This window comes from Bifidobacterium dolichotidis, from assembly GCF_003951975.1.
Taxonomy (GTDB): domain Bacteria; phylum Actinomycetota; class Actinomycetes; order Actinomycetales; family Bifidobacteriaceae; genus Bifidobacterium; species Bifidobacterium dolichotidis.
Genome location: NZ_QXGM01000001.1, coordinates 530,103 through 545,476, shown reverse-complemented (window position 1 = coordinate 545,476; position 15,374 = coordinate 530,103). Strand labels below are relative to the sequence as shown.

11 protein-coding genes are annotated in these 15,374 nt (G+C 49.0%); 6 read left to right on the top strand and 5 right to left on the bottom strand.

The features are described 5' to 3' along the window. The first annotated feature begins 288 nt into the window (after nucleotides 1-288). The 3 genes from brnQ to D2E26_RS02010 all read left to right on the top strand — a co-directional run bounded on the left by brnQ (nucleotide 289) and on the right by D2E26_RS02010 (nucleotide 4,793). Nucleotides 289-1,647, top strand: coding sequence for a branched-chain amino acid transport system II carrier protein (gene brnQ / locus D2E26_RS02020; protein ID WP_420897199.1), 1,359 nt, complete (start codon nucleotides 289-291; stop codon nucleotides 1,645-1,647). Between the two features lie 370 nt (nucleotides 1,648-2,017). After that, nucleotides 2,018-3,868 carry an isopeptide-forming domain-containing fimbrial protein gene (locus D2E26_RS02015; RefSeq protein WP_125963017.1) on the top strand — a complete coding sequence of 617 codons (1,851 nt, stop codon included), beginning with the start codon at nucleotides 2,018-2,020 and terminating at the stop codon, nucleotides 3,866-3,868. A gap of 112 nt (nucleotides 3,869-3,980) precedes the next feature. After that, nucleotides 3,981-4,793 carry an SDR family NAD(P)-dependent oxidoreductase gene (locus tag D2E26_RS02010; protein ID WP_125963016.1) on the top strand — a complete coding sequence of 271 codons (813 nt, stop codon included), beginning with the start codon at nucleotides 3,981-3,983 and terminating at the stop codon, nucleotides 4,791-4,793. A 124-nt stretch (nucleotides 4,794-4,917) separates the two neighbouring features. Here the strand turns inward: D2E26_RS02010 and D2E26_RS02005 are convergent, their stop codons facing one another. From D2E26_RS02005 to D2E26_RS01995, 3 genes are all read right to left on the bottom strand, one after another. After that, nucleotides 4,918-6,834, bottom strand: a complete 1,917-nt coding sequence (locus D2E26_RS02005; protein WP_125963015.1) for a DEAD/DEAH box helicase — start codon at nucleotides 6,832-6,834, stop codon at nucleotides 4,918-4,920. Nucleotides 6,835-7,065: 231 nt separating this feature from the next. After that, a complete protein-coding gene (locus D2E26_RS02000; protein ID WP_125963379.1) occupies nucleotides 7,066-8,487 on the bottom strand; it encodes a uracil-xanthine permease family protein in 1,422 nt (473 codons plus the stop codon). Between the two features lie 324 nt (nucleotides 8,488-8,811). Then, the gene (locus tag D2E26_RS01995) at nucleotides 8,812-9,897 is read right to left on the bottom strand and encodes a YeiH family protein (RefSeq protein WP_125963014.1); all 1,086 of its coding nucleotides are present in this window, start codon (nucleotides 9,895-9,897) and stop codon (nucleotides 8,812-8,814) included. A 149-nt stretch (nucleotides 9,898-10,046) separates the two neighbouring features. Here D2E26_RS01995 and D2E26_RS01990 point away from each other — a divergent pair, with 149 nt between their 5' ends. From D2E26_RS01990 to D2E26_RS01980, 3 genes are all read left to right on the top strand, one after another. Beyond that, complete coding sequence (locus D2E26_RS01990) at nucleotides 10,047-11,126, top strand: alpha/beta hydrolase (RefSeq protein WP_241218825.1); 1,080 nt, start codon at nucleotides 10,047-10,049, stop codon at nucleotides 11,124-11,126. A gap of 686 nt (nucleotides 11,127-11,812) precedes the next feature. Beyond that, nucleotides 11,813-12,790, top strand: a complete 978-nt coding sequence (locus D2E26_RS01985) for a hypothetical protein (RefSeq protein WP_125963012.1) — start codon at nucleotides 11,813-11,815, stop codon at nucleotides 12,788-12,790. A gap of 292 nt (nucleotides 12,791-13,082) precedes the next feature. Then, nucleotides 13,083-13,577 (top strand): hypothetical protein, encoded by a 495-nt coding sequence (locus tag D2E26_RS01980; protein WP_125963011.1) that lies wholly within the window; start codon nucleotides 13,083-13,085, stop codon nucleotides 13,575-13,577. Between the two features lie 124 nt (nucleotides 13,578-13,701). Here the strand turns inward: D2E26_RS01980 and ychF are convergent, their stop codons facing one another. Beyond that, nucleotides 13,702-14,796: a redox-regulated ATPase YchF gene (ychF, locus tag D2E26_RS01975; protein ID WP_125963010.1), complete on the bottom strand. Its 1,095-nt coding sequence runs from the start codon at nucleotides 14,794-14,796 to the stop codon at nucleotides 13,702-13,704. Nucleotides 14,797-14,850: 54 nt separating this feature from the next. After that, complete coding sequence (locus D2E26_RS01970; protein WP_125963009.1) at nucleotides 14,851-15,231, bottom strand: hypothetical protein; 381 nt, start codon at nucleotides 15,229-15,231, stop codon at nucleotides 14,851-14,853. Nucleotides 15,232-15,374: the final 143 nt, after the last annotated feature.

Here is a 15,374-nt window from a genome sequence, read left to right as displayed (position 1 = left end):
TCCAACGCACCAGCTGTTATGCTGGTGTCTTCGACAATTTCAACGTTTCCACAGTTTAATAAGACCCCCTGAAGCTTGGGTCCAAAACGCTCTGGGTATCGTTGTCGGCAATATTATTGTTCGTTACCATGGAAGTGTGAGAGAGAGCACACTTAACGGTGTGAAGAAAATAAGGGAATTGTCATGAGTAAGCGTGCTAAAGAAGAGCACAATACAACTGTGGCTGAGCAGGAGCTGAATGATCAGCACACAGCCACACAGGAGCAGACAGCGACTGATGAGCAGTCGCTGCAATCGCTAACGCTGAATCACCGCAATGTTATTGCTGTTACGCTGTTTTCGATGATTTTTGGTGCAGGTAATTTAATTTTCCCACCTCTGGTCGGCGCATTAGCTGGTACCGCATCGTTTGCTGCGATTGTTGGTTTTATTGTTTCTGCAGTTGGTCTGCCAATTATGGCTGTGCTCGCTGTTTCGTTTGCTGGCGGCTTCCGTCAGCTTGCCGGTCGTGTTTCTCCTAAGTTCGCAACGATTCTGGCCGTTGTTATTATTCTGACAATTGGCCCACTGTTTGCTATTCCTCGTACGGCTTCTACGAGTTTTGAAATGGCTCTTGTGCCATTTATTCATGATGGCTCGCAGCAGTGGTTGCAGCTCGTATATTCGATTGTGTTCTTTGCTATCGCTTTGGTTGTGGCACAGCATCCAGAAAAACTGGCAAAGATTCTTGGCCGCTTTATGGGTCCACTGCTCATTGCCATGATCGTTATTCTGTTCGTCATGTGCTTGCTGCTGCCTCATGGTCCTATTCAACCTGCCAAGGGTTCTTATGCTCAGGGTGCTATGGTGCAGGGCTTCCTCGATGGTTACCAGACGCTTGATCTGCTGAGCACGCTGTATTTCGGCATTATTATTTCTGCCAATATTCGTGCGTTCGGTGTTAAGAAAGAATCGCGCGTTCGTCGCGAAACTGGTATTGCTGGTCTGGCCACTGGCGTCATGCTTATTGTGGTGTACGGCATGCTTGGCGTTATCGGTACGATTTCGGGTACGCTGCAGCCAATTGATCCTGCAACTGCTACGGGTACTGATGTGCTCAGCAACTTAACGACGCAGGCATTTGGATCTGCTGGCACCGTGTTCGTTGGCCTGACGTTTATTATTGCGTGCTTCAATGTGTGCACTGGTCTGCTCAGTACGGCAAGCTCGTTCTTCAGCAAGCAGTTCCCAACTGTCTTTGGCCGTAAGTTCAGCTACCGTGCTTGGACTGTGCTGTTTACGTTTATTGCACTGATTATTTCGAACCTTGGCTTGGCCCAGATTATTCGTCTGTCAATGCCAGTGCTCGAAGCGCTCTACCCTATTGCTATTGTGCTCGTGCTGCTGGCGCTGCTCGAAGGTCCGTTCACGAGCAAGTTCCGTCCGGTATATCTGTGGACTGTGGTGTTCACGGCTATTGTCAGCATTTCACAGTGCGCTGTGAGCCTGACTGCTGTGTTCGGCGGTCACTTAACGTGGCTTGAGAATCTGCTCAACTATCTGCCATTCCAGCAGCAGACGCTGGGTTGGGTACTGCCGGCTATTATCGGTACGTTCGTTGGCGTTATTGTACAGTTCGTCCGCGGTAATCGCCCGGTTCAGCAGTAAATTCTGATTTATTTCTGCAACACGAAAGAGACCACCACATGGCTTAGCTGTGTGGTGGTTTCTGTTTACTATGAACCGAACTATGCTCCGAGACGATGTTTATGGTCATGCCCCGTCAGTTGTCTATCGAAATGTAAAGATACCGACGCTCTGCTCCCCATATAGTAAAAGGCTGCTTCGGGGTCATTTATATGCGAGTACAACGGTTGAACATATGGAACTGCATGGCAAGAACTGCGATGGTATGCGCTATGTAGGGTGGGCTCTGATCACGTTTCCCTCACCTGTATCTATACGACTATGAGCGTGTGTGCTGAAATTTGGGGCGTGCACCGCAGCGGGGATGCTCCGGACGTGAATAAGGAGCATTATGAACCGCGTTGCGAAGGGCATCGCCGCAGCTGTTTCTGGATTAGCTTTTGCACTAACCGGCATTGTGGGCACGAATAGCGCTTATGCAGATGACTTACCTGTGGGTGCGTCAACGCAGACGCCATCCGTTGAAGCGCCGCCGTCAACCGGTGCTTCTGCTCCTGAACATGCTTCCTCAACGGCAAACGCGCAATCGTCAACGTCCACGCCATCGCAAACTGCTACGCCATCACCTACCACCCCATCGCCCGCTGCTCCATCACCATCCGCTACGCCATCGCCTTCAGCAACACCATCGCAATCTGCTTCTTCTACTACTTCTTCAACCAATGATGCAGTAACCTCGTCAAACAATGCATCATCAACACCAACTACTCAAGATAAGAATGGTAAAGCCTCGACTCAAACCAGTACAATTCAAGTTTTGAACGCCAAAGAGGGCGATAAAATCGAGGGATATCGACTACTCGATATTGAATCGCAATCAGGTAACTCAATTAGCTATCTCGTCAATCCTGATTATCGATCGGCAATTACTTCAGCAATGAAGACAGTGAATAAGGATGCTGCTGCTAAGCCTGCTGATGCCGATATTATTTCATTCGTCACCACGAAGCTGAAGTCGTCTACGGTCTCGCAATTTGCATCAGCCTTTTTACCACAGAAGCCAAAGCCATCGCTGGCACCAACTGATGCTACAAAACCTATTACTGCTCAGGTTGGCTACTATTTACTCGCGCAAACAGCAAAATCACAAGATTCTGACCGAACCTATTCCAAGTACATGGTCGATACACTTGGCAATACGCCACTGAACGTCATGTTGGAGAATGGTACCGTCATCGTTGATAAGAAAGTACAGAAGAACTTCTACGGTGAAGACGGTAACGTTACGAAAAGTGAATGGGTTGACTATGCCGATCACTCCATTGGTTTTACGATTCCATTCCAAGTCACTGGTACTTTGCCAGCAAATTATGATGCGTTCAAAACCTTTGCTTACACGTTTACTGATACGTTGCCAGCGGGTTTGACGCTGTATCCTTGGACGATTGATGTTGTGGCAATTACGAATGGTCAGTCCACGGACATTACGCAAAACTTCACCTCGAATCCATCTGACCAGATGATTTCAGGTCAGCCATTTACGGTGTCGTGTTCGAATCTCAAAGCTATTTCGTCGCTTACTGCAGATACTCAGATTGTGCTCTCCTACGATGCCATTCTGAATATGAACGCTACCGTCGGCAATCCAGGTAATACCAACAAGGCCACTATTACCTACTCGTCAAATCCGAATGAAGGCGGTAGCAAAGATACAGCAACCACACCATCATCTAATGCAACCGTCTTTACCTATGGCGCCGATTTTAAGAAGCTCTTCGAAAATGCCGATGGCTCTACGGCAGCAACGCCTACGAATGATATGCCACAGTTCACACTGTTCTGCATGTCTGGTAGCCACGAATCCTTCGGTCCTGTTACGGTCAACAATGATGGCACTTTCTCGTTCTCTGGTCTCGATGAAGGCACCTATCAGCTTCAGGAAACCTATACACCAAAGGGATTCAATCCAATTGCTCCTATTAACTTCATTTTGAAGCCTGATCACGCTACCGAAATGTCTACAATGCAACCGAAGATTACGAATCTTGCAGTAGACCAACAAGGTTGGACTACTGATTCCAATTCAGGTCGCGTGCACGGCACAGTTGTCAATATGAAGGGCGTTACACTGCCAGATACTGGTGGCGATGGTACGACGTTGTTCTATGCATTTGGTGGCGGTCTTATTGCCACAGCACTTGCTGGATTGGCGATTGTCTGGTGTAAGCGCCGTAACGCCTGATTGAAAAACCTGTTGGGCCTTAGGAACAATGACTACGCCGTTCTCATTATTCATTGAGATGCGCCCAGTATTGCTGGAACTAGTACAACAGCTTAGGTAATAAGGAGCAACAATGGCATACACAGTTATTACTGGTGCAACAGGTGGTTTAGGCCGTTCTTTGGCAAAGGAAGCTGCAGGTTCTGGCCAGAATCTGGTATTGACTGCTACTCATGATGATGCTCTTGTAGCACTACAGCAAAGCCTCAACGAGCTCTATGACGTTGACGTTCAAGTCTTCGCCACTGATTTAAGTACCAACGATGGTCCCCAGAAACTGCATAATTTTACGCAGTCTAAGCATTTAGTTGTTGATGAGCTTATTAACTGTGCTGGTTTTGGCGCATGGACTCGATTCTTTGATGCTCCATGGAAGAGCATTGAAACTATGTCTATGGTCAATATGCATGCGCTGACGCAACTGACCTATTTGTATGGCAATGATATGCGCCACCATCATAAGGGTCGCATTCTGAATATTTCTTCTATTGCAAGCCGCATGCCTGGCCCATTTATGGCTCTGTATTTTGCTACTAAGGCCTATGTGACGTCATTGGGCGTTGCTCTGAACTATGAGCTGCGTGGCTCTGGCGTTTCAGTCACCACTATTTGTCCTGGTCCTATTACGACTGGTTTTGAGGCGAAGGCTCAGATGAAAGGCAAGAACTTCTTTACGATGACGAGGCCTGCAACAGCTGATCAGGTTGCTCACTTTGCTTATTCGCGTATGCATAAGGGTCGTGCACTGGGATACCAGGGCATGTTTGCTAAGTCGAGTGCATTCCTCGCTCGCCTACTGCCAATGTGTTGCATGACCAAGATCGCAGCTCGTATGAATGGCGGCGATCCAGCGCAGCTCAGCAGCACGCACACTGCACAGCACTAATCGTCGAAGCACGGTACTTGCCAGAGCGCACAGTACTTGCCGAAGCACAAACCAGCACATATATGCCAATGGGCGGTACTGGAGTAATTCCAGTACCGCCCATTGCTGTTACGCTGCAGTGTAATCAGTGGCGCTTGTGCTTCTGGTTCTGCTGCTTGCGCGATGCACTCGAGAATGGATTCTGCTTGCCATTCTTGGCATGTGCATTGTGCTTATGTGCGTTACCATGTGCACCATTCGTCTGCGTTACACGTGTATTCTGCTTACGTGTGCCGCTCTTGCCATGGTTCTTATTGCCATGGTTGTTTGGAACATGCTGGCCAGCATCATGCTTGTGATTCTTATGCTGGTTCTGCTCTGAGGACTGTGCGCCCTGCTTACGCGTGGCAACGTGGCCCTGCTGTGCATTACGGCGCTTGCGCGAGTGAGCATTGCTCTTCTTACCCGACTCAGTCGTTTCCTGCGTCCAGTCACGCAGGTGCTCAGCATGGAACTGCTTCAGCGAACCCTCGAGTTCCTTGCCCTGTGCCAGCAAACGCTCGGCCGCGCGCTTACGCCTGCGGTCCTTCTTCATGCGCTGCTGTTCGGCCTGACGCTGCTGCCTTGCTTCTGCAGACTCCTGCACATTCTTCTTTGGTCCGCGATCCTTGCGTCCCGAACGGTTTGGATTGCGCTTATGCGTATGATTCCTCTGGTTGCGAGCTGGGCGGACTGGCTGCGTCTTATCGAGATCCCAGCCGAACACAGGTTCAGCAACTTCGCCAATCATTTCGAGCACTTCAGCATCATCAAGCGCGACCTTATGAGGCTTAGCGTTGATGTTGGCCTTGTGCAGCAAGGTCCTGACGTAGCGACGCTGATCTGGCGTCATAATCGTTACCACATCGCCCTTGCGGCCAGCACGTGCCGTACGGCCAGAACGGTGCAAGAAAGCCTTTGGATCCTCTGGTGGATCCACCTGAATAACAACGTCAACGCCGCTGACGTCAATACCACGTGCAGCCACATCGGTAGCCACAAGCACATTGACATCACCCTGCTCGAACGCAGCCAAGTTACGATCACGCTGGTTCTGGCTCAAATTGCCGTGCAGTTCAGCAGCTGGAATACCCTGCTGCGTCAACGACTTAGCAAGCTTCTTCGCCTGGAACTTTGTACGCGTAAACAGAATGCGACGGCTCTTGCCCGAAGCCAAAGCCTTGACGAGTGCTGGCTTATCGTTACGCGAGATCACAAAAACGTGATGCGTCATCGAATCCACTTGAGCATTGGCATCATCAACACTGTGCACGATTGGATCATGCAAGAATTCGTTGACGACTTCATCAACACCGTGATCCAGCGTTGCCGAGAACAGCATGTGCTGTGCATTTGGCTGAATCTGGCCAAGAATACGCTTAATTGGAGGCAGGAAGCCCATATCGGCCATTTCGTCTGCCTCATCAATAACAACGACTTGCACGTCGCACAGCGTCAGAGCACCCTGATTAATCAGATCTTCAAGGCGGCCTGGGCATGCAACAACAATATCGGCACCTGCGCGCAGATCACTGATCTGGCGCTGGTAGCGCACACCACCGTAAACGGTCGTCGTATCAATGCCATAGGCAGCAGCCAACGGTGCGAGCACTTCGCTAATCTGGTTGGCCAATTCACGTGTTGGAGCCAACACAAGACCGCGTGGATGTGGAACGAATCCCTGTTCGCGATGTTCTTGCTGATGACGCCTGCGAGTCTTTTTGACGGCTTTACGGAAATCAGCATCGGAATAACCCGAACCCAGTGCGTAATCAACTTCAGAAAGTCTAGAAACCAGCGGAATGGAGAACGCAAGCGTCTTGCCTGAGCCGGTACGGCCACGGCCGAGCACATCGCGGCCGGCGAGCGAGTCAGGAAGTGTATCGCGCTGAATTGGGAACGCTGTGGTCTTGCCATCCGCCTTAAGTACGTGAACCAGCGGACCCGGCACACCGAGTTCGCCGAACGTAACTGGAGAATCGTCTAACGCTGTGGAGGATGCTTGAGGCAGAGTTGCTTGCACTGCCTGATCCTTGCTGGAAGTTGAGTTTGGCACCGCGGCCTTTCATGTCAGATTGCTAATGCTCAGTAAATCGAGCCAATTCATACTATGTGAAGGCGTCTACCAGCGTTCCCCCGAAAAGCGAAACGGCACTAGAAATTTCTAGCGCCGTTCGCGAGTGATTCATTGAGCCAGGTTGCCTGAACTGTGTACTACCCTGTTGTCGCTCATTGCAGCATAGGTTTGCTCAGATCAACTCTTATGATCAATTGTCGCTGATTGCGTGGCAGATAGGCCTTGCGTCTCATGAACAAAGTCAGCTTCTTCGTGAGTCTCGAGTTCGTGTTCTTGTTCAGCTTGTGCTGCGGTGCGAGGCACCGTGCCGGTGAGCCTACCAATGCCCTTGAGCCCGTGATAGATAATCAGGACTGCAATCGAGCCAATGGCAATACCGTTGAACTGGATGCCTTGGAATGCGAACTGGAAGTTAGCAATGCCGACGATCATCGTGACTGCTGCAGTCATCAGATTGAGTGGCTTACCGAAATCAACTTTGTTATCAACCCAGATTTGTACGCCAATCATGCCAATCATGCCGTAGAGCAATGTGCAGACGCCACCAAGTACGCCAGCTGGAATCGTATTAATAATGGCACCGAACTTTGGGCACAGGCTCAGGATGAAGGCGAATCCCGCAGCACACCAGTATGCGGCTGTTGAATACACCTTCGTTGCGGCCATAACACCAATGTTTTCACCGTAGGTTGTGGTACCAGAGCCACCACCGAAGCCTGCGATTGAGGTGCCCAGACCATCAGCGAACAGTGCTGAGCCGATCATATCGTCGTAATTGCGACCCGTCATGGCTGCGACTGACTTCACATGGCCAACATTTTCTGCAACGAGTACGAGTACGACTGGAAGGAACATTGGCAGTACTGAGAAATCAACTTGTGGCGTATGGAACTTCGGGAAGCCAATCCATGCAGCGTGCGCTACTGGACCAAAGTCCACTTGGCCGCGGAAGCAGGCGTAGGCATATCCGATCAGTACGCCGAGCAGAATATTTAAACGCCCGAGCAGTCCCTTGAACAAAATGGCACATAGCAGTACAGCGAGCAAGGTAATTACTGCAGTATCTGGTGCGGCTTGGAAGTTCGTCCAGACTGTTGGTGCGAGATTAAAGCCGATAATGGCAACGATGGCGCCATTTACGACTGGGGGCATAATGCGGTCAATCCAGTAGGCGCCTGCGTAGTGAACGAGAATACCAATCAGAGCGAGTAAAAGGCCTGTGCACATAATGCCGAAACTGGCTGTTGCAATGCCTTTTCCAGAAGCAGTAACTGCGGCGATTGGAGCGATAAATCCAAATGAAGAACCTAGATAACTAGGGAGAATGTTCCGATTAATCAGCAGGAACAATGCTGTTGAGAATGCGGTGAAGAATAGTGTGGTTGAGGGATCGAATCCAGTAAGTATTGGGACGAGGAATGTTGCTCCGAACATAGCAACTACGTGTTGGGCACCTATGCCCACAACTCTTGACCACGCTAGTCGTTCATCTGGTTCAACAATTTCCCCTGGTCGAAGCGTTTTTCCGTCCCCATGTATTTTCCATGAGAACAATTGGGAAAGATTGAATGAATTAGATGATGTAGGCGTTTGGGACATTTTAGGCATGGTGCCACCATCCTCGATTCTTCACTTCTTCATATTGGCGCAAGGTTTTGCGATCTTGGGTTCTAACAGTGTTTGGGGCGTATTTGAGCCAATTTTGGGAAAACGAAGCCCCTCGGCGGCTCAACTGTTTTTTGCGCCTCGGGCATTGTACGCCGTTGTTTGTTTCTTGCCTAAGTCAACCTGCTTTTTTGCTCACTATATGAGAGCACGTATTGGGACGCCATTGCTGCAACCGCAGAAATTCAATAAAAAAGGGACGATCTTTCGACCGTCCCCAAGCAAGTTCTGTGCGTGACTTAGGCACGCATCACAACTTTAGAAGAACAACGATGCTATGCAGATGCAGAAGCCGAGCAGCAGCACCGAAGCGATGGCACTTGCCAGCAGAGCCTTGCCGCCGCGCTTAGCGAGCACCGAGAAGTTGACGTTAATGCCCAGAGCAGCCATAGCCATACCAAGCACAATGTAAGCGACGTCAACGCAGCCACCGGCGAATGCCTTGCCTGCAGGACCCCACCACGAGATGAACAGCGTGCCGAGCACCGAAGCGGCAATGAAGCCGAGCATGAACCAAGGGAACGTAATCTTGCGCTTGCCGTCAGTCTTGACGTCGGACTGCGTCTTATCCCACCAAATAGCGATGATAATTGCGGCGAACACGAGCATAAGCACGCGCGACAGCTTCATAATCGTTGCCATCTCAAGTGCGACTGGACCGAAGCCCTCACCCGCTGCCACAGCATGTGCGATTTCGTGCAGCGAACCGCCAGCAACAATACCGAGCTGCTTCTCGCTCAGGCCAGTGAATGGGCCGATGAACAGCTCGAGCAGAGCGAAAATCGTACCCATAATTGCCACAATGGCAACTGCAATAACTTCGTCGTTCGACTTCTCTTCAGCACGGTCTGGACCAACCTTAATCGAACCGGAAATTGCCATAACAGCAGCAGCGCCACAAATGCCCGTACCACCTGCAACGAGAATAGCGAGCAGAGGATTCACACCAAGCCAGCGAGCAATGGCGTACGTCACCGTAACAGTCAGTGCCACAATAACGGCAGCAATTGGCAGGCACTTAATGCCCGTCGTAAACAGCAGCTCCAGGTTGAGCTTGAAGCCGAGCAGAATAATACCGAGGCGCAGCAGCTTGTTAGCGATCAGACCTGCAGCATCCTTGACGCCTGCTGCACGAATCGAATTGTCGCGTACATACCAAGCGCGCAGCGGGAACTGCACAATCATACCGATCAGCAGTGCAATAATCAGAGCACCCAGCAGACTAAATCCTGGGAACTGCTTGAGCCATGCGCCAATAAACGATGCAATCAGCGTAACGATTGCAATAACCAACATTTGGGGCGTTGCGATGCGCTTTCCCCACTTCTGTACAAACTCTTTCACCGTTCTTTTATATCGCCGAAAGAACAAGCAGCATGCTCGTTTTGGTTATTGGCTGAGCTTTTTGTTGATTTCCGATTGAATTTCTAGACAATTCTGAATTACGAGTGCCAACGTTGCATATAACAGATTCGCATATTAAAGGAATGCTCATGACTCAATTAAATCCGTATCCATTTGTTCGCTATAGCGATGCGAATCGTGTACTCAACGATGAGGCCATGGCTCATATTGCTCAGTATTGGACTGAGACGACGAACGATTTAGATGGCATCAGTAAAGAACTCGCGGCACATATTGCGAAAGAACGCATCAGCATTGCACAGTTCGATTATCCGCGCACTGATTTCTGGCATGATCCTGACGGCATTGATGTTTTTGCGGATATTTCCTATGCCGATGATGCTGGGTATGGCGAAGGTCAGGTGCGTGGCCATCTGCTAGACCTGTATGTGCCGCATGACGTAGTACTGCGCGGTGGTAACTCATGCCCTGTATTTATTGATATTCATGGTGGCGGCTTTACCTATGGGTATAAGGAGCTCAATCGTAATTTCTGCACGCATCTCGCTGCACAAGGCTTTGCCGTGTTCTCCTTGAATTATCGTCCTGTTCCTCAGACTGGTTTGATGGGACAATTGGCTGATATTCAAATGGCGTTGCGTTGGATTCATACGCATTTGGATCAGTGGCCGCTGAGTAAGCACAACATTTTTATTACGGGTGATTCTGCAGGAGCAGCTCTGGCCTGGCTCACTATGCTGATCGAAGGTAATTCACAGGCTGCTCAGGCCTTTGGCATTGAGCGTTCCTCTGGTTTGCCAATACGTGGTGCAGCTCTTATTAGTGGCGTATTCTCCCTTGGTCGAGATATTACGAGCGGCCCGAGGAAACGTTTCCGCAATACACTAACCCATGATTTAGGTCAGTTCTTCCTTGATGGTCTTACTGATATGCAGCCAGATTGGCTTGATCCTAGGGTTGCTATTCGCGAGTTCACTGTGCCGCCTACGTATTTGGTAACGAGTTCAGACGATTTCATTGAGTCAGAAACGCTGTATTTGGCGACATTGCTTGCTGAGCACAATGTTGATTTTGAGCTCCACGATATTAAGGTACCGCCAACGCAAACGCTTGGTCATGTGTTCCCGGTGTGCCTTTCATGGCTCGACTTAAGCGCTCAAGTTTTTGAGCAAATCAGCAAATTTACTCAAAGCCGTTGCACGTTCTAATTATGTAAACGTATGCAAGGTGCCACTTCATTCTGGTGCGATCTCTGCGCATTATTGCCCACCAGAATGAAGTGCATACGTTATAGCGCCATTTACAGTACTTAAGCGTTTTACTGAAACTCTAAGTACTTTCTGAAACAAAATAAGAATGACTCTACTTAGCAAACGATTTCTTACAATATGGACGTATTGCTCATTTTCGATATACCCCCGAAACCGTTATATCGCGCCCGACGAGCCAGTACCCTCAGTCAACAAACTTGGTGCTGATTCATGAGTGAAGTTGTATGAAAAAAATCATCACTGTAAAGTAATCATCAACAACAACACATGGGGGGATCAAAAAATCAGATCAAACCTAAAAGATTTGATATTTTGAACACTTAATGACTATGCGAGGTTCGCCCGTATAAGCCGTTGTTGTTTAAGTAAGAAGGTTCTGCAGCTTATCAAATTTATGACAGATGCACGAATAATCTGAAATATATTTTTTCATGCTGTACGAATTTATTAACGCAATACGAGGGGTATTTCAATCAATCGGAGCGATTGCTATATCTTTATTACATTGCATGCCGATACTTACGGCAATGTTGAAGGGATAAATTGTGATCAAGGTACACAAACACTTTAAGAAGACCGCAGCATTCATTCTTTCGGTAGCTACACTGTCAGGTGCTGCATTCGTGTCATCCACCGCAATGGCAGATCAAATTGGAAATGATCATCCAGATGGTGTTGATCAAGGTCTGGTGAATTACTACAAGATCAATGAGACTGGTAGAGGTCAGTGGAAGACTATCGACATGGAGCAAGATCTGCACGATTGGGACTCATCGATGCTTATTGCTCAGGGTGTAGCCAACGATGATCGTCGTGCTTATCGTGACGCCCAAAACAGCGAGATTCCTGTTGATTTGTATGCTCTCTATGCTGCATATGATTCAAGCAACCTGTATCTGATGTGGGAAATGGTGAACCCTACCGATGCCGTCACTCCATGGGCTCAAGAAATTCTCTGGCACGGCAAACTTAATGAACGTGATGATCTCGATTTCCCATTCTATATTGCACTGAAAACTGATAAGGGTATTACGAGTAATACTATTGGTCAGAATGCCTTTATTGGTGGCGATACGTCTAGGACGATTTGGAATTCTAGAAATGCATTTACCCAAGGCATTACCGATCTCGTTGGTATTCATTCCAAGGTTGAAAATACCGACACCCAGCTCTTCAAGGGAACTAACTATGGCGGTTTGAATGCAACCCCTTCCTATTCGAATATCACGGTTATGAAGGGCAACAGCATTCTGAGCAAGGAAGTGAATGGCTTCACGACCTATGGTTCTGGTCGTCAGACTGATGATGTGAAGCACGACTCCTCCAACATTGTTGATCTGAAGACGAGGGGACACGATCCGAATAAGTACGATTTCCACTACGTCGTAAAGATTCCACTGTCCAATTTGGGTATTTCTGGTAGCTACATCCAGCAGAATGGTATTGGCGTCCAAGTGGTGTCTACCTATTCTGGCGATAAGTCTCGTGGAACGGACTCGCTGCCATACGATATGGCAACCAAGGCTGAAATGCAGGACTTCGATTCAACCATTCCTTCGAAGTATTCGTCGAAGTTGGCAATGATTGGTGGCTCGAACTAATCACCTCATATGCTAATTAGTTAAACCTCATAAAGCCTCGAGTCTTACGATTCGAGGCTTTTCTTATGAACATAGAACTTACTGCTGTGCAAAGTGCCCACTGCAAGCTAAGCGCTACTGTCTATTGACTTCCCGCCTAGATCACAGGCAAACGCTCATACTTCTTACTGACAGTACTCACAACAACTACCGACTATTGGCAGTGTTTTAGGTCACTAGCTTCAGTCGTACGTCAGCCCATTCCCTGTTGTGCTCCGTAGTGTTGGTACTACCAAACAAAGGAGCACACATTATGTGTCATACAAATAATCACCAGCAGACAATGACTCAAGATCAGGGCGCAAGCTCAGATGGCGACAAAGACTTCCAAAACGAAGCCACACAACAAGACGAACAGCAGGAACAATCTCAGCAGGGTCAACAGGGTCAGCAGAGCGAACAGCCTCAGCATTGCAAGCAGCAGCACGGTAACATGCACTCAGAAGCTTCTGTACAAAATGGCGTAGGCGGCACTGCAGCTGACGACCAGGCCGATGCACAGTATCTTGTAGATCAGCATGCTGGTTCTGAAGATGCTGGAGTTGCAGAGAACGGCGACCAGTCACAACAGCCAATGCAGCAGCCTAATGGTGACGGCACTGGCGTAATGAGTCCAGAAGATCCTCGAGGCGAAGGCTCCTTAGAAGCCATTGCTAACGGAACAGGCGCCGAACAAGGTTCAGCATCGGAACAGTCTGGTCCTAATACTGCCAACGGCCAGCACTGCATGCAGCATATGAATGCCTGATATAACTCGGTACTAGTCCCCCAATATGGACGACTACCCTCTTATAACAATTGGCTCCAGTAGCGTTTCCAGCTACTGGAGCCAATTCGTATATCAGAATTGAAAGAGTACTGCTAGTACTTCATCACTTGCTGACGTTGAACTTGAACTCAACGATATCGCCATCTTGCATGACGTAATCCTTGCCTTCAAGACGCAGCTTGCCTTCATCCTTAATCTTCGTCATCGAGCCATCAGCTTCAACAAAGTCATCGTACGAAACAACTTCTGCCTTAATGAAGCCCTTCTCGAAGTCCGTGTGGATGACGCCTGCAGCCTGTGGAGCAGTCCAGCCCTGGTGGATCTGCCATGCGTGCACTTCCTTCTCACCTGCAGTCAGGAACGTCTGCAGACCAAGAATGTCGAAGCCAACGCGAGCCAGCTGATCAAGGCCAGATTCTTCAAGACCTGCATCGGCGAGCATTTCGCGTGCATCAGCTTCATCGAGCTCGGTGAGTTCTGCCTCGAACTGAGCGTTCAGGAAAATAGCTGGTGCTGGAGCAACCGACTGAGCGAGCTTAGCCTTGAACTCTTCGTTCGTCAGCTCGTTATCGTCAACGTTAAACACGTAGATGAATGGCTTTGCGGTCAGCAGGTGCAGATCGTAAACATCATCCTTGTTGATTTCGCCTGCGCTTGCAGCCTGATCGATGGTACGACCGGACTCAAGAATCTCCTTAGCCTTCTTCACAGCTTCCATGTAAGCAGGCTCGATCTTCTTGCCGCGCAGATCCTTCTCAAGTTTTGGCAGAGCGTTATCAATCGTCTGCAGATCAGCCAGAATCAGCTCGGTGTTAATCGTGTCGATATCGTCGTCTGGGTTGACGCGACCATTGACGTGTACGATGTCGTCATCTTCGAAGGCACGCACAACTTCACAGATTGCATCAGCTTCACGAATGTTAGCGAGGAACTTGTTACCCAAGCCTTCACCCTCGGAAGCACCCTTGACAATACCTGCAATATCAACGAACGTAACCGTTGCTGGCACGATCTTCTCCGTGTGCACGAGCTCAGCGAGCACAGGAAGACGCTTATCTGGCAGTGGCACAACACCCGTGTTTGGCTCAATTGTTGCGAACGGATAGTTCTCAGCGAGCACGTTGTTGCGCGTTAATGCGTTAAACATGGTGGACTTGCCGACATTTGGCAAACCGACGATTCCGATAGTAAGAGACATGTTTATCAAGGTACCCGCTTGGCTTGTCATTCATGATCAAGCCGATTCATCAGGCTATGCTATGGAGTCTTCCGTATGAGCTTCTGGCACGTGAGATTTGGTATTCTTCGAGCCTCTTCCATACATGAGGTAATTCAACAAACAGCCGAACACCGTGACTCCTGCAATAATGACGCATCCTATTTCGCCCGCCTTAAATGCCACAATGCCCATGCCCACCATGCTGATCACATATGAATAAAACATGCGCAAAGACAATACCCGTTCGCTTAATTTCCGCGTCAGCCATATGAACATAGCAACAGTAGATCCAAGAATAATTAACCAGCATATTGAGGAAGGTATGCTACCCATATCTTTAAATCCAACATTTACAGCTGCGCCCCACAAGCCAATACCCAAAATACAACTAGTACGTAACTCATAGGAATCCATATCACTCACCTACTCTGTACTATCTTTCGGTTGCATACAGCAATCCGATGGAGCTCCGTTGCACGATTTATGCAGAGGTAAGTTTCACTGTATCGAACGCAGTACGGTCAACATCCAATATCATCGAAAATTCATCGGGAATT